Annotated in this window: 19 protein-coding genes and 1 pseudogene; 14 read left to right on the top strand and 6 right to left on the bottom strand. The window is 73.7% G+C overall.

Annotated elements, in window-relative coordinates; translation table 11 throughout:
- Positions 1 to 63: 63 nt before the first annotated feature.
- Together AC5RWQ_RS05575 and AC5RWQ_RS05570 are read right to left on the bottom strand one after the other, a co-directional pair.
- Positions 64 to 594: an NAD(P)-binding domain-containing protein gene (locus AC5RWQ_RS05575; protein ID WP_494281659.1), complete on the bottom strand. Its 531-nt coding sequence runs from the start codon at positions 592 to 594 to the stop codon at positions 64 to 66.
- 109 nt (positions 595 to 703) lie between these two features.
- Positions 704 to 2,104, bottom strand: a complete 1,401-nt coding sequence (locus AC5RWQ_RS05570; RefSeq protein ID WP_494281658.1) for a serine/threonine-protein kinase — start codon at positions 2,102 to 2,104, stop codon at positions 704 to 706.
- A gap of 534 nt (positions 2,105 to 2,638) precedes the next feature.
- Between AC5RWQ_RS05570 and AC5RWQ_RS05565 the strand changes: the two genes are divergently transcribed.
- From AC5RWQ_RS05565 to AC5RWQ_RS05520, 10 genes are all read left to right on the top strand, one after another.
- The gene (locus AC5RWQ_RS05565) at positions 2,639 to 3,280 is read left to right on the top strand and encodes an RNA polymerase sigma factor (RefSeq protein ID WP_494281657.1); all 642 of its coding nucleotides are present in this window, start codon (positions 2,639 to 2,641) and stop codon (positions 3,278 to 3,280) included.
- Between the two features lie 16 nt (positions 3,281 to 3,296).
- On the top strand, positions 3,297 to 4,115 hold the full coding sequence (locus AC5RWQ_RS05560; protein ID WP_494281656.1) for a hypothetical protein: 819 nt from the start codon (positions 3,297 to 3,299) through the stop codon (positions 4,113 to 4,115).
- A 148-nt stretch (positions 4,116 to 4,263) separates the two neighbouring features.
- Positions 4,264 to 5,499, top strand: coding sequence for an ergothioneine biosynthesis glutamate--cysteine ligase EgtA (gene egtA / locus AC5RWQ_RS05555; protein ID WP_494281655.1), 1,236 nt, complete (start codon positions 4,264 to 4,266; stop codon positions 5,497 to 5,499).
- Positions 5,496 to 6,833, top strand: coding sequence for an ergothioneine biosynthesis protein EgtB (gene egtB, locus AC5RWQ_RS05550; protein ID WP_494281654.1), 1,338 nt, complete (start codon positions 5,496 to 5,498; stop codon positions 6,831 to 6,833). Before egtA ends, egtB begins: the two co-directional genes overlap by 4 nt.
- 16 nt (positions 6,834 to 6,849) lie before the next feature.
- On the top strand, positions 6,850 to 7,653 hold the full coding sequence (gene egtC, locus AC5RWQ_RS05545) for an ergothioneine biosynthesis protein EgtC (RefSeq protein ID WP_494281653.1): 804 nt from the start codon (positions 6,850 to 6,852) through the stop codon (positions 7,651 to 7,653).
- Between the two features lie 58 nt (positions 7,654 to 7,711).
- Entirely contained in the window at positions 7,712 to 8,677 is a 966-nt protein-coding gene (gene egtD / locus AC5RWQ_RS05540; protein ID WP_494281652.1) for an L-histidine N(alpha)-methyltransferase, read from the top strand.
- A gap of 255 nt (positions 8,678 to 8,932) precedes the next feature.
- On the top strand, positions 8,933 to 9,520 hold the full coding sequence (locus tag AC5RWQ_RS05535) for a TMEM165/GDT1 family protein (RefSeq protein WP_334493725.1): 588 nt from the start codon (positions 8,933 to 8,935) through the stop codon (positions 9,518 to 9,520).
- A gap of 41 nt (positions 9,521 to 9,561) precedes the next feature.
- Entirely contained in the window at positions 9,562 to 9,924 is a 363-nt protein-coding gene (locus AC5RWQ_RS05530; protein WP_494281651.1) for a DUF1622 domain-containing protein, read from the top strand.
- Positions 9,921 to 10,220 (top strand): hypothetical protein, encoded by a 300-nt coding sequence (locus tag AC5RWQ_RS05525; protein ID WP_494281650.1) that lies wholly within the window; start codon positions 9,921 to 9,923, stop codon positions 10,218 to 10,220. Before AC5RWQ_RS05530 ends, AC5RWQ_RS05525 begins: the two co-directional genes overlap by 4 nt.
- A 14-nt stretch (positions 10,221 to 10,234) precedes the next feature.
- Positions 10,235 to 10,438 (top strand): hypothetical protein, encoded by a 204-nt coding sequence (locus tag AC5RWQ_RS05520; RefSeq protein WP_494282016.1) that lies wholly within the window; start codon positions 10,235 to 10,237, stop codon positions 10,436 to 10,438.
- A gap of 65 nt (positions 10,439 to 10,503) precedes the next feature.
- Here AC5RWQ_RS05520 and AC5RWQ_RS05515 read toward each other — a convergent pair.
- Positions 10,504 to 11,277 (bottom strand): annotated as a pseudogene (locus AC5RWQ_RS05515) (polysaccharide biosynthesis protein); the annotation flags it as partial.
- Between the two features lie 379 nt (positions 11,278 to 11,656).
- On the opposite strand from AC5RWQ_RS05515, the gene AC5RWQ_RS05510 reads away from it, so the two are divergent.
- Positions 11,657 to 13,117 carry a tyrosine-protein kinase domain-containing protein gene (locus tag AC5RWQ_RS05510; RefSeq protein WP_494281649.1) on the top strand — a complete coding sequence of 487 codons (1,461 nt, stop codon included), beginning with the start codon at positions 11,657 to 11,659 and terminating at the stop codon, positions 13,115 to 13,117.
- On the opposite strand, the gene AC5RWQ_RS05505 is transcribed toward AC5RWQ_RS05510, so the two are convergent.
- On the bottom strand, positions 13,098 to 13,652 hold the full coding sequence (locus AC5RWQ_RS05505; protein WP_494281648.1) for an arsenate reductase/protein-tyrosine-phosphatase family protein: 555 nt from the start codon (positions 13,650 to 13,652) through the stop codon (positions 13,098 to 13,100). The two genes, AC5RWQ_RS05510 and AC5RWQ_RS05505, sit on opposite strands and share 20 nt — an antisense overlap.
- 156 nt (positions 13,653 to 13,808) lie before the next feature.
- Between AC5RWQ_RS05505 and AC5RWQ_RS05500 the strand changes: the two genes are divergently transcribed.
- A complete protein-coding gene (locus tag AC5RWQ_RS05500) occupies positions 13,809 to 15,050 on the top strand; it encodes a glycosyltransferase family 4 protein (protein ID WP_494281647.1) in 1,242 nt (413 codons plus the stop codon).
- Between the two features lie 258 nt (positions 15,051 to 15,308).
- Positions 15,309 to 15,461, top strand: coding sequence for a hypothetical protein (locus AC5RWQ_RS05495; RefSeq protein ID WP_494281646.1), 153 nt, complete (start codon positions 15,309 to 15,311; stop codon positions 15,459 to 15,461).
- Positions 15,462 to 15,598: 137 nt separating this feature from the next.
- Here AC5RWQ_RS05495 and AC5RWQ_RS05490 read toward each other — a convergent pair whose 3' ends face one another.
- Together AC5RWQ_RS05490 and gdhA are read right to left on the bottom strand one after the other, a co-directional pair.
- Positions 15,599 to 16,972 (bottom strand): hypothetical protein, encoded by a 1,374-nt coding sequence (locus tag AC5RWQ_RS05490; protein WP_494281645.1) that lies wholly within the window; start codon positions 16,970 to 16,972, stop codon positions 15,599 to 15,601.
- Positions 16,973 to 17,134: 162 nt separating this feature from the next.
- Positions 17,135 to 18,472 (bottom strand): NADP-specific glutamate dehydrogenase, encoded by a 1,338-nt coding sequence (gdhA, locus tag AC5RWQ_RS05485; RefSeq protein WP_494281644.1) that lies wholly within the window; start codon positions 18,470 to 18,472, stop codon positions 17,135 to 17,137.
- Between the two features lie 114 nt (positions 18,473 to 18,586).
- Here gdhA and AC5RWQ_RS05480 point away from each other — a divergent pair, with 114 nt between their 5' ends.
- Entirely contained in the window at positions 18,587 to 18,904 is a 318-nt protein-coding gene (locus AC5RWQ_RS05480) for a MazG-like family protein (protein WP_494281643.1), read from the top strand.
- The last annotated feature ends 656 nt before the right edge of the window (positions 18,905 to 19,560 follow it).

Raw genomic sequence — 19,560 nt, 5'->3', positions numbered from 1 at the left:
CCGTTCCACCACCGGCACGGTGCGTTCCACCAGCCGGCGGTAGAAGTCGTCCACCCGGTCCCGCTACGTCGCGTCCACCCCGGACACCACCCTCGGGGGTGTTCTCCAGCCGCCAACTCGGGTTGCCCGGGTCGATCCGTCCGGGCTGAAGCCGAGGTGGAAGTCGCCGGGGCTGCGCAGCCCACCGGCCGACTCGAGCAGTGGTCGGAGCAGGTCCTCCGTGGTCCCGGGGTACGTCGTCGACTCCAGCACCACTGTGCAGCCGGGGCGGACGTACCTCCCGATGCCGACGCCGGCCTGCTCGACGTAGCTGAGGTCGGGGGTGCCGTCCCGCAGCGGGGTGGGGACGGTGATGACGCAGATGTCGAAGCCCTCGGCGTCGGTGTACTCGGTACTGGGCCGGCACCGCCCGCCGGCCAGCGCCCGGCCCAGTCGGTCGGCGGGGATGTCCTCCACGAAGGACTCGCCGGAGGCGAGCCGCTTCACCCGGTCGGAGTCGACGTCGAGGCCGACCACGTCGAGGCCCGCCTCGACGGCGCGCATGGCGAGTGGCAGGCCGACGTACCCCTGGCCGATCACAACGACCTTTTCCACGTTCACCCGGGCTCCCCTGGCAGATGAAGTACCTGCGGGGAGCTTAAGGGGTCTTTGTGGTTATAAGTCCGTTTTGGTGTTCTTGGGGCGCGTGGTGTCGCGGGCGGCGTCAGCCGCCGACGGGCGGCGGTTCTCCGCCGACGGGCGGCGGTTCGGTCGTGGTGGGCGGCGGGTCCACCGGCGCCGACGTGGTCGTCGTCGGGTCGGTCGGCGCCGAGGTGGTGGTCGTCGGGTCCGCCGTGGTGGTCGGCGGCGTGCTGGTCGGCAGCGGCACGGCAGAACCGCTGGGCTGCGGCGATCGGGTCACCGAGGGGGTCGCCGAGGGCCGGGTCGTCGTCTGGTTCCAGGGCCGGTTCGGCCGGCTCGGCTCCGAGGAGGTCGTCTCCTCGCTGACCACCGGCTGGTCGACGGCCCCGCCGCTCGGCACGACCGCCGGCGGGGTGCTCTTGATGTTGGTCGCTCCGCTGCCGTCGGTGTCCCGGGCCGCGCCGAGCGCCGCGCCGAGCGCGGTGAGCGCCACCAGCACCGCCGCGAGCGCGCCCACCAGGGAGCCCCGCCGGCCGCGCCGACGCGTCGTGGCCGCCGCCGCCACCGGCACCGCCGTGAGGTCGTCCCGGGTGTTGGCCGAGAGTGACCCGCCGCGCAGCGGGGGCACCGCCACGGCGGTGGTCACCGCGGTGCCGTCACCCAGCGCGGTACGGGCCGTCGCGGCCATCTCCGCGCCGGTGGCGAAGCGATCCGCGGGATCCTTGGCCAGGGCCCGCGCCACCAGGGCGCGCACCGGGGCCGGGATCTCCGCCGGCAGCTCCGGCGGCTCGTCGTCGAGGTGGCGCACGGCGACCTGGAGCGGGTTGTCGCCGGTGAAGGGGGGCCCGCCGGTGAGGCAGCAGAAGGCCACCGCGCCGAGGGCGTAGATGTCCGTGGCGGCCGAGACGGGCCGGCCGGAGGCCTGCTCCGGCGCCATGTAGAGCGCGGTGCCGGGGACGGCGTTGGTGCTGGTGATGCTGGTGACGTTGGTGGACCGTGCGACACCGAAGTCCACCAGGACCACCGTGCCGTCCTCCTGCACGAGCAGGTTGGACGGCTTGACGTCGCGGTGCACGATCCCGCCGGCGTGCGCGGCGTGCAGGGCCTGGGCGGCCTGCGCGACGATCGACATCGTCTCGGTCACGTCGAGCCGGCCGGCCGCCTCGATCCGGCGCGACAGTGGCTCGCCCTCGACGAACTCCATGACCAGGTAGTCGGCCCGGCCGCCGTCGGCGAGGTCGTCCTCACCGCAGTCGAAGACCTGGACGATGCCGGGGTGCCGCAGGGCGGCCATGATCCGTGCCTCGGCGCGGAAGCGGGCGATGAAGTCCGGGTCGGAGACCAGCGCGGGCAGCAGCACCTTCACCGCGACGCGGCGGCCCAGCACCAGGTCGGTGCCACGCCAGACGTCGCCCATGCCGCCGGTGGCGACACGTTCGTCCAGGCGGTAGCGACCGCTGAGCACGACCTCGGATGACAGCACCTCAATACCGTACCCAGAGACGGCGTGTCCGGCAGACGGCGATATCCCGATGGTCGATTCCGACCCACCGGCCTGCCAGGGGCGTTCCGGACACCCGGTGACGATTCACGGACCCCGCGTGACGGCGGGCCGGCCGGAAACGCCGTACGCTCAGCGCGGCGCCACCGATCGGGGTCGGTCCGTTCCCGACGGAGCGTCCCGGGAGTGCTTTCCGTTACACCGAGCCTCGGCGTGTCGTGGTTGATGTTTCTCACTTTTTTATTGTTCGACGGCAACTTGTCACCCCGTGTGTCCGCTCCTACCGTTAGCGCGACTCGGGCCTGCCCACGGTGGTGCCGGTACGGCGGGCAGACATCGCTGGCCGTACTGTCACGACGGTGTCCAGACATGTCGCCCAGGGCCGCTTCGGCGCCGGGCGCGATCGGGTCAGCGGGGGGCTGATGGTGCGCGATGGGGTCCGGTTCTCGGGCCGGAGGTGCGTCCCGCGCCGCCGACCGGGGACCACACGGGCCGGACGGCGGGAACGGCGGAGCCATGACCGGTGAGCTGACCGAGGCGGTCGCCGCCGCGCAGGCCGGTGACGAGGAGGCCTTCCGCTTCCTCTACCGCAGCCTCCAGCCCGGTCTGCTGCGGTACCTCACCGCGCTGGTCGGCGCCGACGCCGAGGACGTCGCCTCGGAGACCTGGCTGCAGATCTCCCGGGACCTGCCGAGCTTCACCGGCGGCGAATTCCGGGCCTGGACGGTCACCATCGCCCGGAACCGGGCCATGGACCACCTGCGCCGGCAGCGCCGCCGGCCGTCGCTGCCGGTGCCCGTGCAGGCGCTGAGCGAACTGGCCGGCGACGCCGACACCGCCGAACGGGCCGGCGAGACGATCGGGACCGAGTCCGCCCTGGCGCTGATCGCGACGCTCCCGCCGCGCGAGGCCGAGGCGGTGCTGCTGCGGGCGGTGATCGGGTTGGACGCGGAGACCGCCGGCCGGGTGCTCGGGCGGCGGCCCGGCGCCGTCCGGACGGCCGCCCACCGCGGGCTGCGCCGGCTGGCCGCGCTGCTGGACCGCCAGGATCTTTCCCAGTCGTCGGACGGCGACCGGCGCACCAGCCCGCCCCGCCCGCGCCATGCTCGGGATCGGCAGGCGCCGAGCCCGTCGCGGGCCGAGCCGGCGGACGGATGACGTGAGGGGAAACGGGATGAACTTCCGTCGGTCCGAGGGGCCCGACCGGCCCGCCGACCGGGCCGAGTCGGAGCGGCTGCTCGACGCGGCCCGCGCCGGCTCGCCCCCGGCGCAAGCCGACCCGCTCGCCCGGCTGCTCTCCGCGGCGTCGGCTCCGGCCCGCCCCGGTGACCTGGCCGGCGAGCAGGAGGCGCTGGCCGCCTTCCGGGCCGCCCGCACGGCCCCGGCCACGGCGCCGGCGGCGGCACCGCGACGGCGGCGTGGCGTGACGACCGGGGTGGTGGCCTGGGTCGCCGGGATCGCCGCCACCGCCACCGCGGGCGCCGCCTTCGCCGCGGCCGCCCTCGACCGTCCCGTCGAACCGGAGCGCTCGTCCCGCCCGTCCGCGCCCGCGCCCAGCTCCGCGGGTGGCGAGCGGGGCGGCGCGTCCTCGCCCACCGGCACCTCCGGCACGCCGGGCGCGCTGCCGTCGTCCGGCACCACCAGCGGGACGCCCGGCGGCCCGGGGCGCTCGGCCGAGGCCGAGCGGTTGGCCGGGCAGTGCCGGGCGTACCTGGCCAGGTCCGAGAGCCAGCGGGCCAGGGCGCTGGAGAGCCCCGGGTACGCCGACCTGGTGGCCGCGGCGGGCGGCGCCGGTCAGGTGACCGCGTACTGCGAACGGCTGCTGCCGGCCCGCGAACCGGCGGCACCCTCCCCGCCCCGGTCCTCCCGTACGGCGCCCGCCCCGGCCCGGTCCACCCCGGCCGTGCCCACCGCCGCCGTGCCCACCCCCGCCGCCGCCGTGCCGACCCCCGCCGCGCCGACGCCGGACGCCCGCGCCAGCAGGAAGCGTTAGTCGAAAAGTCTTCACAGAAATTTCTTCCCTTCGCGCCCGGCGGACCCCGTCTGATAGACAGAAGATGGGACTGCGGGGGGCCCGGCCGGGAGCGGCCGACACCACCGTGGCGGTGCGTCGGATCCCAGCGTCGGGAGGGGGCCTTCTCGTGGTGACGTCGCCTGAGCTGGACCGGACGATTGTCCTGGGGGATGTGGCCGCCGCGGAGGGCCACCTGGCCCGGATCTGCTTCAAGACCGGGCCACCGGTCTTCACCGGCGTCGAACTGGAATGGACCGTGCACGACGCCGCCGACCCCGCTCGACCGGTGGACCGGGAGCGGCTGCGGGCGGCGCTGGGGCCGTACAGCCCCGTGACACTGGACCCCGCGAGTCCGGCCAGACCGCTCCGGCACGGTGGCACCGTGACCGTGGAGCCCGGGGGACAGGTGGAGGTCTCCACCCCGCCGCGACCCTCCGTCGCCGCGCTCATCTCGGCCACCGAGGCCGACATCGCCGAACTGATCCTCCTGCTGGATCGCGCCGGGCTGGTGCTCGGCCGCACCGGCATCGACCCGTGGCGGCCGCCCCGGCCCGTCGTCGAGACCCCGCGTTACCGGGCCATGCGCTGCGTCTTCGACCGGCGTGGGGCCGCCGGCCGGACGATGATGTACAGCACCGCCGGGCTCCAGGTCTGCCTCGACGCGGGGGAGCCGGCCGAACTCGCCGCCCGCTGGGCCGCCGTGCACGCGATCGGGCCGCCGCTGCTGGCCGCCTTCGCCACCGCCGACCGGCACGCCGGGCGGCGCACCGGTTGGGCGTCCGCGCGGATGGCCGCCTGGCTGGGCATCGACCCGGCCCGTACCCGGCCGGTCTGGTCGCCGTACCGAACGGAGGAGGACCCGGTCGCCGCCTGGACCCGGTACGTCCTCGCCGCGCCGCTGCTCTGCCTGCGCCACGACGGTCCGGACTGGACGCCGCCGGACGGGGTCACCTTCGCCGACTGGCTCGACGGCGCGCTGCCCCACCCGCCCACCACGGACGACCTGGAATACCACGTCAGCACCCTGTTCCCGCCGGTGCGCCCGCGCGGTTACCTGGAGATCCGCTATCTGGACGCGCAGCCCGGCCGGGACTGGACCGTCCCGCTCGCCGTGCTGACCGCGCTGCTCACCGGGGCCGAGACCGTCCGGGCGGCCCGGGCGGTCGGCGAGCCGGTGGCCGACCGCTGGCACGCCGCGGCCCGCCACGGGCTGGCCGACCCGTCGCTGGCCGCCGCCGCCGCGGACCTGCTCGACCTGGCACTGGCGGCGCTGCCCGGGCTGGAGCTGCCGCGGCACACCCACGAGGAGACGAGCAGACACATCCGGCGGCGACGCACCGCCGCGGAGAGGGGACACCGGTGACCGGTACGACCACCGAACGGCTCGGCGCGGAGCAGCTGCGCAGTCGGATCGCGGCGGAGCTGGAGCGCACCCGCGCCCGGACCACGCTGCTGACCGACGCGGTCGACGAGGACGACCTGATGCGCCAGCATTCGCCGCTGATGTCCCCGCTGGTCTGGGACCTCGCCCACGTGGGCAACCAGGAGGAGCTCTGGCTGGTCCGCGACGTGGGCGGACGCGAGCCGGTCCGGCACGACATCGACGACCTCTACGACGCGTTCAAACAACCTCGCCGGGACCGACCCGCGCTGCCCCTGCTGCCGCCGGCCGAGGCGCGGGCCTACCTCGCCACCGTCCGGGACAAGGTCCACGACCTGCTGGACCGGGTGCCGTTCACCGACCGTCCGCTGCTTGTCGACGGGTTCGCCTTCGGGATGATCGTCCAGCACGAGCAGCAGCACGACGAGACCATGCTCGCCACCCACCAGCTGCGCTCCGGCCCGGCGGTGCTGAACGCGCCCCCGCCGCCCGAGCCGGCGGCGCGGGTCGGCGGCGAGGTGCTGGTGCCGGCCGGCCAGTTCACCATGGGCACCGACACCGACCCGTGGGCGCTGGACAACGAGCGCCCGGCGCACGTCGTCGACCTGCCGGCGTACGTCATCGACGCGGCCCCGGTCACCAACGGCGCCTACCGGCAGTTCATCGCCGCCGGCGGGTACGACGACCCGCGCTGGTGGAGCGCGGCGGGATGGCGGCACCGCACGGAGGTGGGGCTGACCGCGCCGATGCACTGGCGTCGGGACGGCGACGGGTGGGCGTACCGGCGGTTCGGCCGCTGGTCGGCGGTGCGCGACGACGAGCCGGTGGTGCACGTCTGCTGGTACGAGGCGGAGGCCTTCGCGGCGTGGGCGGGCAAGCGGCTGCCCACCGAGGCGGAGTGGGAGAAGGCGGCCCGCTGGGACCCGGCGACCGGCCGTTCCCGGCGCTACCCCTGGGGCGACGAGGACCCGACCACCGCCCACGCCAACCTTGGGCAGCGGCATCTGTGGCCGGCGCCGGTGGGGGCGTACCCGGCGGGGGCCTCGCCACTCGGCGTGCACCAGCTGATCGGCGACGTCTGGGAGTGGACCTCGACCACCTTCCACGGCCATCCCGGGTTCACCGCCTTCCCCTACCGGGAGTACTCCGAGGTCTTCTTCGGCGACGACTACCGGGTGCTGCGCGGCGGCTCGTTCGGCACCGACCTGTCGGCCTGCCGGGGCACCTTCCGCAACTGGGACTACCCGATCCGGCGGCAGATCTTCAGCGGCTTCCGCTGCGCCCGCGACGCCCGGGCCGAGGAGGCGCACGGGTGAGCGGGGAGGCTCGCTGATGTGCCGCCACCTGGCCTACCTCGGACCGCCGGTCACCCTGGGCGCGCTGCTGTTCGACCCGCCGTACTCGCTGGCGCGGCAGTCCTGGGCGCCGCGCGACATGCGCGGCGGCGGGACGATCAACGCGGATGGTTTCGGGGTGGGCTGGTATCCCGCCGAGCCGGCCCCCGGGCAGCGGCGCGAGCCGGGCCCGGCCACCAGCGCGTCCCGGGGCGCCGGCGAGCCGGTCCGCTACCGGCGGGCCACGCCGATCTGGAGTGATCCGGCGCTGCCTCAGCTGGCGGCCGTGACCAGCAGCGGGGCGGTGCTGGCCGCGGTCCGGTCGGCCACGGTCGGCATGCCGGTGTCGGAGGCCGCCGCGGCGCCCTTCGCCGAGGGGCGCTGGCTGTTCAGCCACAACGGGGTGGTCCGCGGCTGGCCCGACTCGACGGTCCCGCTGGCCGCCCGGCTGCCGGTCCGGGACCTGCTCACCCTGGACGCTCCGACCGACGCGGCGTTGCTCTGGGCGTTGGTCCGGGACCGGCTGCGCGCCGGGGCCGACCCGGCCACGGCGATCGCCGCGACCACGGCCGAGGTCGAGGCGGCCGCGCCCGGGTCGCGGCTGAACCTGTTGCTGACCGACGGGCGGACCGTGGTGGCCACCACCGCCGGCCACGCCCTGTCGCTGCGGGTGACGCCGGAGGCGGTGCTGGTGGCCTCGGAGCCGCTCGACGACGACCCGGCCTGGCGGTCGGTGCCGGACGGCCAGCTGGTGGTGGGGACCTCGGCGGGGGTGCGGACGCATTCCCTGGTGAAGGCGTGAGCCGCACAAGTTTCGCGGGTGGAAGACAGGGATGTTCGCCGACGGAAAGGGACACCTCATGAGCGCGGAGCCACTGGAGATCTACCTGGAGGAGCAGGACCTCGGCCTGGGGCTGCGGAAGGACGTACGGGCCGGGTTGACCGACGATCCGAAGTGGTTGCCACCGAAGTGGTTCTACGACGCCCGGGGAAGCGAGCTGTTCGAGGAGATCACCAGGCTGCCGGAGTACTACCCGACCCGGGCCGAGCGGGCGGTGCTGGCCGAGCGGGCGGCGGACATCGCCGCGGTGACCGGGGCGAAGACGTTGATCGAGCTGGGCTCCGGCTCGTCGGAGAAGACCCGGCTGCTGCTGGACGCCTTCACCCGGCGCGGCGGGCTGGGCACCTTCGTCCCGCTGGACGTCTCGGTCAGCGCGCTGCGGCAGTCCACCGAGCAGATCGCCACCGACTACCCGGGGCTGCGGGTCCGGGGCATCGTCGGGGACTTCACCCACCAGCTCGACCGGCTGCCCACCGGTGGCCGGCGGCTGGTGGTCTTCCTCGGCGGCACCATCGGCAACCTGCTGCCGGAGGAGCGGGCCGACTTCCTGGCCGCGATGCGGGCCGCGCTGGAGGCGGGGGACTGGCTGCTGATCGGCACCGACCTGGTCAAGGATCCGGCGGTGCTGGTGCCGGCGTACGACGACGCGGCCGGGGTCACCGCCGAGTTCAACCGCAACGTGCTCCGGGTGGTCAACCGGGAACTGGGCGCGGACTTCGACCCGGAGGCCTTCACCCACGTGGCGCTCTGGAACCCGGACCGGGAGTGGATCGAGATGCGGCTGCGGGCGACGCGCCCGATGCGGGTGCACGTGCTGGATCTGGAGGTCGACTTCGCCGAGGGCGAGGAGCTGCGCACGGAGGTGTCGGCGAAGTTCCGGCCGGAGGGGATCGCGGCCGAGTTGGCGGCGGCCGGCTTCACCCGGGAGGAGTTCTGGACCGACCCGGACGGGCTGTTCGGGGTGACCCTGGCCCGGGCGGACTGACCGCCGCCGACCGGTCCGGCGGCGCTGCGCCGCGGTGACCCCGTTCACCCGGCGCCGCGGGCGCCGGGCCGGTCGGCTAGGCTGGCGGGCGCGAAGGGGAGTAGCCCCCAATGTCGTGGTCGACACACTGGCGCGTTCCGCGCCCGGCCACGCGGCCCCGCCGACGGCGGGGCGGGCGAGACCTTCGACTCAGGCTGTTGCAGCCGGGTCGAGGGCGCCCCTGTACCTCCTCCCGGCGTGATCGGGAAGGTTCTCATGGACGGTTTTCTTGCCGCGCTGGTGATCAGCTTCGGCGTCATCTTCGTCGCCGAACTGGGCGACAAGTCCCAGCTCATGGCGCTGACGTTCGCCACCCGGTTCAAGCCGGTGCCGGTGCTCATCGGCATCACGATCGCCACCGCGATCGTGCACCTGGCGTCGGTGGCGATCGGGTACGGGCTGAACGCGGCGCTGCCGACCGGCTGGATCTCGCTGATCGCGGGTCTGGCGTTCCTCGGCTTCGGCGCGTGGACCCTGCGCGGCGACAAGCTCACCGAGGAGGAGAAGCGCAAGGCGGAGAAGACCGGCAAGTCGGCCGTCATCGCCGTCGGCGTCGCGTTCTTCCTCGCCGAGCTGGGCGACAAGACGATGCTCGCCACCATCACCCTGGCCACCAAGTACGGATGGTTCGGCACCTGGCTCGGCTCGACGCTGGGCATGGTCGCCGCCGACGCCCTCGCCATCCTGGTCGGTCGGCTGCTCGGCCGGCACCTGCCGGAGAAGGCCATCCGGTACGGCGCCGCGGTGCTCTTCGCCATCTGTGGCCTCTGGCTGGTCCTGGAGGCCGTCCAGGAGCTCACCTGACCGTGCCGACTAGTGGCGCCGGGGGCGGGTAACGCTCCCCGGTGACGCTGGACGAACTTCTCCGCCACGGCGACCAGGTAGCCGTCGCCGTGGTGGAGACGGCCGGCGCGGTAATCATCTTCGTCGGCGCGCTCTGGGCGGCGCTGCGGTTCGTGGTCGAGGGGCTGCGGCATCGCAGCGCCGCCGCCTTCACCCCGATCCGGCTCTCGCTGGGCCGCTTTCTCACCCTGGGCCTGGAGTTCCAGCTCGCCGCGGACATCCTGCGTACCGCGGTCTCTCCCACGTTCGTCCAGTTGGGGCAGCTGGCGGCCACCGCCACCATCCGGACCGCGCTGAACTTCTTCCTGCGCCGCGAGATCGCCCAGGAGCAGCGGCAGGTGCCGGACGCCGGGCGGCCCGGATGACCGCCCTCGCCGCCGCCGTGCTGACCGGGGCGGCGCTGCTGGCGGCGGCCGTCGTGCTGGTCACGGGCGGTTCCTGGCGCGCCGCCCTGCGGGTGCTGCTGGACCTGCTGCTCGCCGTCGGGCTGCTGCGCCTAACCTCCGGCCGGAGCTGGACGGCGCTGGCGACGGCGGCCGCGATCATCCTGCTGCGCCAGCTGCTCTGGGCGGGGCTGTCGGCGCCGACGACTGGGACCACCGCCCTGCGGGTACGACGATCACCGGCTACGGTCAGCGGCAGGACGACAAACGGTACGTAACGGGAGGAAACCTCATGAGCAGGCATGACGAGCCGAACGAGTACGGCTTCGCCGGCGAGAGCACCGCCCCCGAACCCCCGGCCGGCGGCCGGGCGGACGAGCAGGACCTGGCCGAGGCGGTGGCGGTCCCGGGCGACGACTTCACCGAGCCGTACGCCGAGGCGTTGCAGGAGACCGAGGAGACCGACGAGGAACGGGCCGCCGACCGGCGGCGCTGACCGGGTGACGGGCGCGCCACCCCCGCCGGCCGGCGGGGGTGCGCGATGGTCCTGATGGGGGCCCAGCGCTGCCCGGGTAGCGCGCTGATCGGCGTCGCGGACTCCTCGCAGAGCACGGCCATCCGCTTGATCAGCTCGTCCGGGTCGGCGTGCGGGTCCAGGCCGCGGACCTCATCCGGCGCGAGCGCCGGCACCCGGACGTGCGAGATGAGCGGGTGCAGCGGGCGGCTGTCGACCTCGTCGGTGCCGAAGAGGTCCTCGTGCAGCTTCTCCCTGGGGCGCAGGCCGGTGAAGACGATCTCGGTGGGGGTGTGCGCCTCGGCCGCCAGCCGCCGTGCCACGTCGGCGATGCGGACCGGCTCGCCCATGTCGAGCACCAGCGCCTCGCCGCCCCGGCCGATGGTCGCCGCCTGGAGCACCAGGTGGACCGCCTCCTGCACGGTCATGTATTACCGGGTCACGTCCGGGTGCGTGACGGTGATCGGCACGCCGGCCTCCAGCTGCGCCTGGAAGGCGGTGAGGACCGACCCCCGACTGCTCAGCACGTTGCCGAAGCGGACGCTCAGGAAGGCCCGGTCGAGCCGCTCCGCGTAGTGGGCCGTGAGCCGCTCGGTGATCCGCTTGCTGTAGGCCCGCACACTGGCCGGGTTGGCCGCCTTGTCGGTGGAGATGAGCTCGGCCACGTCGCGGCAGGCCTCCAGGACGTTCAGCGTCCCGTACACATTGGTCTTGATCGCCTCGCCCGGATGGCGTTGCAGCAGCGTCAGGTGCTTGAGGGCGGCGGCGTGGAACACGATGTCCGGCGGCCGCTCGGCGATGACGCGGGCGATCCCCTCGGCGCGGTGGCCACCGCGAGCGCGCACTGCCGGGGGGTGAGCCCGAATTCGTACCCTGCCCAGGCCGCGATCAGAAAGCCGGCGCACCACGCGCCCGTGTCGAGCGTTAGCAGAGAGAGGGTCTTCGCGCGACGGGTGACCCAGTCACCTCGCGCGATGGAGGGGCTGCCGGCCGGGCGGGCTTCGTGGTCGATGGGTTGTCCTCTGCGATTTGCTCCACGATTGCGAGGAATCGGCTCTGCTACGAAGTTCGATCGTCTACATTCGTTTCGTCGCCTCATCACCTCTTCGGGTTGATTGGATGCTGACATGCCGTATGCGGACTTTAGGGGGAATTCGTGCAGTTTCACCGGCTAGCCGTCCCGGCGGAACGGAGGGCGTGATGGACGTTCGGACCTGCCTTCGCCTGGTCCGCCGACACTGGTGGATCGTCCTGGTCACGCTCATGCTGGCGGTCGGCTCGGCGGCGCTGATCACCGTCCGCACGGCGCCCCGGTACGTCGCCTCGGTGACCTACTTCGTCACCACCCCGAGCCAGGGGGTCACCGACGCGTACCAGGGCAGCCTCTTCCTCCAGCAGCGCGTCAAGTCGTACGCCGACCTGCTGCGCAGCGACCGCCTGGCGCAGAGCGTGGTCGCCGACAACACGATCGGCCTCACCGCGGCCGACGTGCAGCGCCGGGTCGCCACCTCGACCGAGACCGGAACCGTCCTGCTGCGCGCCACCGTCACCGACACCGACCAGACCCGGGCGCTGAAGGTCATCGAGGCGCTCTCGGCGAAGTTCGTCGAGCTGGTGCAGAAGGTCGAGACCACCAGCGACGGCAAGCCGTCTCCCATCAAGATCGAGGTGGTCGGCGGCCCGCGGGTCAGTTCCGACCCGGTCGAGCCCCAACCCACCCGCAACCTGATCCTCGGCGGCGTGATCGGCCTGCTGCTCGGCGCCGCGCTGGCCGTGCTCCGCGGCATGGTCGACGTGCGGCTGCGCGACGCCGCCGGCCTCCAGCGGGTCACCGGCAGCCCGCTGCTCGGCGAGATCCCCTTCGAGGCGGGGGCCAAGGCCGCCCCGCTGATCGTCGGCGAGGCCGCCACCTCGGTCCGTGCCGAGGCGGTCCGGAAGCTGCGTACCAACCTGCGCTTCGTGGACGCCCACGAGCCGGCCCGGGTCATCGCCGTCACCAGCGCGCTGCAGGGCGAGGGGAAGACCACGCTCTCCTGCAACCTGGCGATCGCCCTGGCCGAGGCCGGGTGGCGGGTGCTGCTGGTCGACGCCGACCTACGCCGCCCGAAGGTGGCCGACTACCTCGGGCTCGACGGCGGCGTGGGCCTGACCGACGTGCTGGTCGGCGACGTGCAGGTGGGCGACGTGGTGCAGCGCTGGGGCGAGAAGTCGATGCTGGTGCTCCCGAGCGGCTCGGCCCCGCCGAACCCGAGCGAGCTGCTCGGCTCCAAGGCGATGGCCGACCTGCTGCTCGCCCTGCGGGAGTCCGCCGACATCGTGGTCATCGACACCGCCCCGCTGCTCGCCGTCACCGACGGTGTGGTGGTGGCCGTGCAGGCCGACGGCGCCCTCCTGGTCACCCAGCAGGGGCGGACCTCGCGGACCCAGGTGGCCGCGGCGGCCCGGTCGCTGCACTCGGTCTCGGTACGCCTGCTCGGCTGCGTGCTCAACATGACCAAGGTGGCCAAGGCCGACGCGTACCAGTACGAGGCCTACCGGATCGCCAACACCCGGACGCCGTCGATTCCCACCGAGGGGGCGCCGGCCGCGGGCCGGGGCGAGCACGGTGGGTTCGACGGCGTCGGTGACCGGACGCAGGAACTCAGCCGGTTGCCCCGATGAGCGCCAGCACCGGTCGCATCGACCGTTCGATCTCCTCGGCGCAGCGCCGAAAGTCGGCGGGGGTGCCACCGACGGGGTCCCGCAGGTCGTCCGCGTCCCCGGGGGCGGGTTGCAGCCGCCCCCGGGCGCGGGCGGCCGCCCGCACGGCGGCCCGCAGCGGCGCGTCGGCCGGCTCCGCCGGTGGGTCGGCGGCCGCCGCGAGCCGGGCGAACTGGCGCAGCGTGAAGGTCCGGTGCAGCACACCCGGGGCGAGTGACGTACAGGCCGAGCGCTGGCCCCGGGTCGCGGTCAGCACCAGGGTCGCCTCGGCGAGCTGCTCGGGGCGCAGCTCGCGGCTGACGAAGGCGGCCGGGTCGGCGCCGGTCTCCGCGGCGATCTCCGCCGCGTACGGGTGCATCGGGCGGCCGGGCGCGGCGTGGGTGCCGGCGCTGGCCACCGCGATCGGCCGGTCGCCGAGCAGGTGCCGGGCGATGTACTCGGCCATCGGTGACCGGCACATGTTGGCATGGCACACGATGAGTACCCGATCGGTCATCACGGTCCCTCTCGTCGTCTGGGTCGCGGGATCCGACGCCGCGACGGCGGTGCTCCGGCGGTCGCCGCCGGACGCGGAGGGGGTGCCGGCATCCTATGTGGCGGGAGGCCCCGCCCGCCCCGGTGCCGCGCCGATCAGCGGGACGGGGACGCGGCGATGAGGATCGGCATCCTGTCGTACCACTTTCCGCCGGAGCCGGCCTTCATCCCGGGCAGCCTCGCGGAGGAACTGGCCCGGCGTGGGCACGAGGTCCGGGTGCTCACCGGCTTCCCGGACTACCCGGGCGGGCATGTCTACCCGGGGTGGCGGCAGCGGTGGCGACACCTGACCCACAGCGAGCGGCTGACCGTGCGCCGGGTGCCGCGCTACGCCGGCGGCGACGGCTCCACCGGCGCACGGATGGCCAGCTACCTCTCCTTCGCGGGTAGCGCCGCGGTGGCCGGGCGCCGCTACCTGGCCGATGTGGACGTGCTCTACGTCTTCCAGCTCCCGGCGACGACCTTCGCCACCGCCGGCCTGTCGCGACTGCTCGGCCAGGTGCCGACGGTCCTGCACGTACAGGATCTCTGGGCCGAGGAGGAGGGCGCGGGCCCCGAGCGACGGGGCTGGCCCGGTCGGATGGCGACCACCATGCGCCGGATGCACCGGGAGGCCGACGCGATCGCGGTCACCGCGCCGTCCATGCGGGACCTGGTCCTCGCCGACGGGGCGGACCCGCAGCGGGTCCGGGTGGTGCTGAACTGGACCGACGAACGGATCTTCCAGCCGGCGCGGCCGAGCCGGGCCGCCCAGCAGCTGATCCGACGCCACGGGCGGTGTGTGGTGATGCACGCCGGCACGATCGGCGTACGGCAGGGGCTGGAGACGGCCGTTCGCGCGGCGGCGGCCCTCGAGGGCCGGATGGACCTGGTGCTGGTCGGGTCGGGTGCGGAGGAGCGGCGGGTGCGGGGGCTCGCCGCCGAGCTGCACGCGGAGAACGTCCGCTTCGTGGAACGCCGCTCGCCGGTCGACATGCCCGACCTCTACGCCGCCGCCGACTACCAGCTGGTGATGTTGCGCGACCTTCCGGAGCTGCGGGGCACCGTCCCCGGCAAGCTTCAGGCCGCCCTGGCCTGCGCCTCCCCGGTGGTCGCCGCGGCGGGCGGTGACACCGTCGAGCTGGTGGAGCGGGCCCGGGCCGGTCTGTCCTGCCCGCCCGAGGACTGGGCCACGCTGGCCGACCGGTTCTGGCTGGCGTCCACCATCCCGGCGGCGGCCCGGGCCGAGATGGGTCGCCGCGGCCGGGAGATCTACCAGCGGGAGATGTCCCTGCAAGCCGGCGTGGACCGGATCGAGGGGCTGCTGAGCGACGTGGCGACCGGTCGGCAGTCGATCCGGTCATCCGAACGATCTTCCTGAAAAGGGATTGTCGGCTCTCCAGTTACGAATAACGGCACCTGACACCAGTACCCGGCCAGGCGCCGGCCCGGCGCAGTGACGGGACCACCGTCGCGATGGCGGCGGTGGCACACCCGCAGCCAGGGTCGCGGCACTTCACCGCCCAGACCAACGCGGCGGGCCGGTTCACGGTCAGCTACCGGCCGTCCGACGCCGGCGAGTTCACCTTCACCGCCACCGGGCGCACCTCCGGGCGAACGGCCAGCGCGACCCCTCACCGTGCTGCCGAAGAAGTCGCGTGGTGGCGGCGGCCTGCCGGTGGCCGGTGACAGCCTCGGTACCCCGCTGAAGGTGGGCGGCGGTCTGGTCGGCGCCTGTGCGGTCCTGATGCTGAGCGGTTCGCCTGGCGGCGTCGCGAGCGGTTCGGGATGACCCGCTGACCCGGCACCCCGGGCGGTGCCCGGAACGAGGGAACGGACGCCCGTCGGACCCAGGTCCGGCGGGCGTCCGTCCGCGTCCGCGTCCGGATACGCCGACCCGCCGGTGCGTTCCGGCGGGTCGGCGGGCCGTCAGGGGCAGGCCGGGTAGAGCCGGCGGGTGCCGGTGCCGGCGGCGTACGCGGCCCGGTCGCTGAACCGGCAGCCGAAGTCCGGCGCGGCCACCGCCTTCGGGTCGGTCACCGGGTCGCCGGCCGGGCGGTGGCCGGTGCGTACCCAGGAGACCAGGTCGTCCCAGGCGGCGCCGGCCTCGGCCTGGCTGAACTCACAGTGCTGGGTGGCCCGTACCGCCCGCTGGACGACCAGCCGGCTGCGGCCGTGCCGCGCGGCGTCGCGGGCGTACGCCTGCTCCATCGAGAACGGTACGAAGAGGTCACCGAGGTCGTGCAGGCTCAGCACCGGTGCGGTGGGTCGACCGGCGATCCGCGGCACCTCGGTCAACGTCGGCGACAGCCGCTGCCACAGGTTCTCCGGAGCCACCCGCTGCACGGTCGCGTTGACGTCCACCGGGCTGTTCGGGGTGTAGCGGGTGAGCAGGTTGGTGGCAAGCTGCCCCGGCCGCTGAGCGGGGGAGGTCCCGCCGTTGGTGGTGCTGATCGCGAAGAGGAAGTCCTTCCAGACCGCGAAGGACGCCGCCGCGCCCGGCCGCGGGCCGCCGGAGCGGTTGACGGTGATCTCCCGCAGCTGCTTGCCGAGGTCGTTGGTGGTGTCCGGCCCGGTCGGGGTCAGCCCGGCGAGGCCGAGCGCGACCTGGATCCGCGGCACCGCGTTGCTCAGGTAGTCCGGCGTCGTCGGGTACGCCCGGACGTCCGCGAGCGCCTGGGCGACCAGGTTGTAGTCCAGGTAGAAGTCGAGCAGCTCGTGGTCGCCGAGGACCCCGCACATGGGCAGCCCGCCGGCGTAGTGGCCGGGGTACTGCTCCAGCGACCGGCCGATGATGTAGCCGCCCATCGACACCCCGGTCAGGTACGTCCGCTTGGGACGCTGGACCGTGCTGGCGAAGAGGTCGCTGAGCTCCCGGGTGCTGACCACCCCAGAACGGATGTCGAAGCCGTTGGTGGTGTACGACGACGCGGCCCAGGCGTACCCCTGGTCGAGCAGGCGCTGGCGCAGCCCGAAGCCGGGCGGCTCGGGGGAGAGCACGGTGGTCTGGCCACGGTAGCCGTGCGCCCACAGGACCAGCTCGCCGTTCCAGTTCGCCGGGGTCTCGATGATGTAGCCGGCGTGCCGGTGCACGCCCTGGCGAACAGTGCTGGGGGAGCCGCCGACGACCAGCGGGGCGAGCGGCGGGTTGCTGATGGTGTAGCCGGGCAACGGCTGCGAGTCGTCGCCGTCACGGCCGGCGGCGGCGGCCGGGGCCGCGCCGGCGAGCCCGACGGCGAGGGCCAGTGCCGCGCCGGTGGCGAAGAGGCGGCGGAGGGGACGGGTGGAGGAGGACAGCTTCATCGCTCTCCCGGGGATGGTGCCGCCCATCTGGGGCGGCCGGGCGGGACGGTGCCTACCGACCGGTAGCGAACCGAAGCTAGGCCCGCCGGTCGAGCGGTGTCAATGCCCTGCTGACCGAACGGTCAGCCGATTCCGACTGACCGCCCGGTCCGGGCGTCCGGCTCAGACCAGACCGTGCGCCAGCATCGCCTCGGCCACCCGGCGGAAGCCGTTGATGTTGGCGCCCGCGACGTAGTCGCCCGGCAGGCCGTACTCCTCCGCGGTGGCCCAGCAGCGCGCGTGGATGTCCCGCATGGTCTCCCGCAGCCGCTGCTCCGACTGGGCGAAGGTCCACGAGTCCCGGCTGGCGTTCTGCTGCATCTCCAGCGCGCTCACCGCCACCCCGCCCGCGTTGGCCGCCTTGCCCGGCGCGAACCGCACCCCGGCCCGCCCGAGGATGCGCACCGCCTCCGGGGTGGTGGGCATGTTCGCCCCCTCCACCACCGCCACGCAGCCGCCGGCCACCAGGGCGGCCGCCTCCGCGCCGCCGATCTCGTTCTGCGTCGCGCAGGGCAGGGCCAGGTCGCAGGGAACCTCCCAGACGGTACGACCGGAGACCGCCACCGCGTGCGGCACGTGCCGGACGTAGTCGTCGAGCCGGGCCCGGCGCTCCTCCTTCAGCTCGCGCAGCAGCGTCAGGTCGATGCCCTTCTCGTCCAGCACGTAGCCGTCCGAATCGGAGCACGCCACCACCGTGCCGCCGAGCTGGTGCACCTTCTCGATGGCGTACGTGGCCACGTTGCCGGAGCCGGAGACCACCACCCGCTTGCCGTCCAGGCTGTCCCCGGTCTGCTTGAGCATCTCCTCGGCGAAGAAGACCGCGCCGTACCCGGTCGCCTCGGTGCGCACCTGCGCACCGCCGTACGACAGGCCCTTGCCGGTCAGGACCCCCGACTCGTACCGGTTGGTGATCCGCTTGTACTGGCCGAACAGGTAGCCGATCTCCCGTCCACCGACCCCGATGTCTCCGGCCGGCACGTCGGTCTGCTCGCCGATGTGCCGGTACAGCTCGGTCATGAAACTCTGGCAGAAGCGCATCACCTCCCGGTCCGAGCGGCCCTTCGGGTTGAAGTCCGCGCCGCCCTTGCCGCCGCCGATCGGCAGCCCGGTCAGCGCGTTCTTGAAGATCTGCTCGAAGCCGAGGAACTTGACGATCCCGAGGTAGACCGACGGGTGGAAGCGCAGGCCGCCCTTGAACGGGCCCAGGGCGCTGTTGAACTCCACCCGGAAGCCCCGGTTGACCCGGACCCGGCCGTGGTCGTCCTCCCAGGGCACCCGGAAGATCACCTGCCGCTCCGGCTCGCAGATCCGCTCGATGATCCGGGCCCGCGCGTACTCGGGGTGACGGGCCAGGGCGGGGCCGATGCTCTCCAGCACCTCCCGTACCGCCTGGTGGAACTCCGGTTCCCCGGGGTTGCGGCTGACCACACTGGCGAACACCGACTCGACGGCCTCCGGCATCACCGACACGTCCCTTCCGGATAGGTGGCGGCCTCGTCGCCGCCACCGGGTCGACGTGGTGCGCCGACCGCCCCGGGGTACGGATCGTCACCACCGTCCGGTTCACTGATCGGCGTGGACGAGTTGATCTGGGATGCGGCCCGGGCCTCCCGCGGGTGGTTGGACGCCGCGAACGGCACCGACCGGGCCGAGCTGACCTGCCGGATCCTCAAGCTCACCGAGGAGGCGGGCGAGGTCGCCGGCGCGTGGATCGGCATGGTCGGGCAGAACCCGCGCAAAGGCGTCACGCACACCCGGGAGGACGTGGCCGCCGAGCTGGCCGACGTCGTCCTCACCGCCCTCGTCGCCATCGAGAGCCTGGGCCTGGACGCCCGGTCCGTCGTCTCCGCCTGCGCGACGAAGGTCCAGGCACGGATCGCCCCGACCTCCTAGCCAACCGCCCGCAGCCGTACCCAATCGCGCAGCCCCCGCCCGGCCACCAACCCCCTCTCCTGATCGTTGATCAAGAAGTTTGGGCACGCTGTGACGCCCGGTGAGTGCGCAAACTTCTTGATCAACGGGGTGGTGGTGGCGTTTTCAGCCGGGGCTAACCGCAGGGGGCGGGTTGGCGGGATAACTGGCGCGGGTGGGTTGGTTGTCCGGTCTGGGGCCTACGGGCGGGTCCGTCTGTGCAGGCCGGTTCGCGCCGGCTGTTCGCGGTAGGGGGTGGGGCGGCTTGGCCCCCCGGTGCGTGCGTGCCGGTCTGTCCGGGAGATCCGGTGACCGGCGGCACCCTGAGCCCGGAATCGTGGCCGGCCCGCGGTCGTTACATATCCCGTACGACCGCAGTAGCAGGCCCCTCCGGCGCGGCCGGGTGGATGGCCAAGCCCCGGAATGATGGCGGGCAGGCGGTCGTTGCACATGGTCCCGGCGCCCGAGCCTCCCGGCTTGTGAAGCCTGCCGGACCTTGAGACTTTCCCCCTTGTGTTTTGAGCGCCTCTGTTCGTGGTGCTTGCCCCGCGCGCTGATCCCCCTCGCGTGTGTGGGCCAACCCCCGAAGGAGCTTTCTCCATGAAGACCACCATGCTGCGTAAGAGTGTTCTGGGTAT

The organism is Micromonospora sp. BS32 (assembly GCF_059089345.1).
This window is presented reverse-complemented; position numbering and strand designations above follow the sequence as displayed.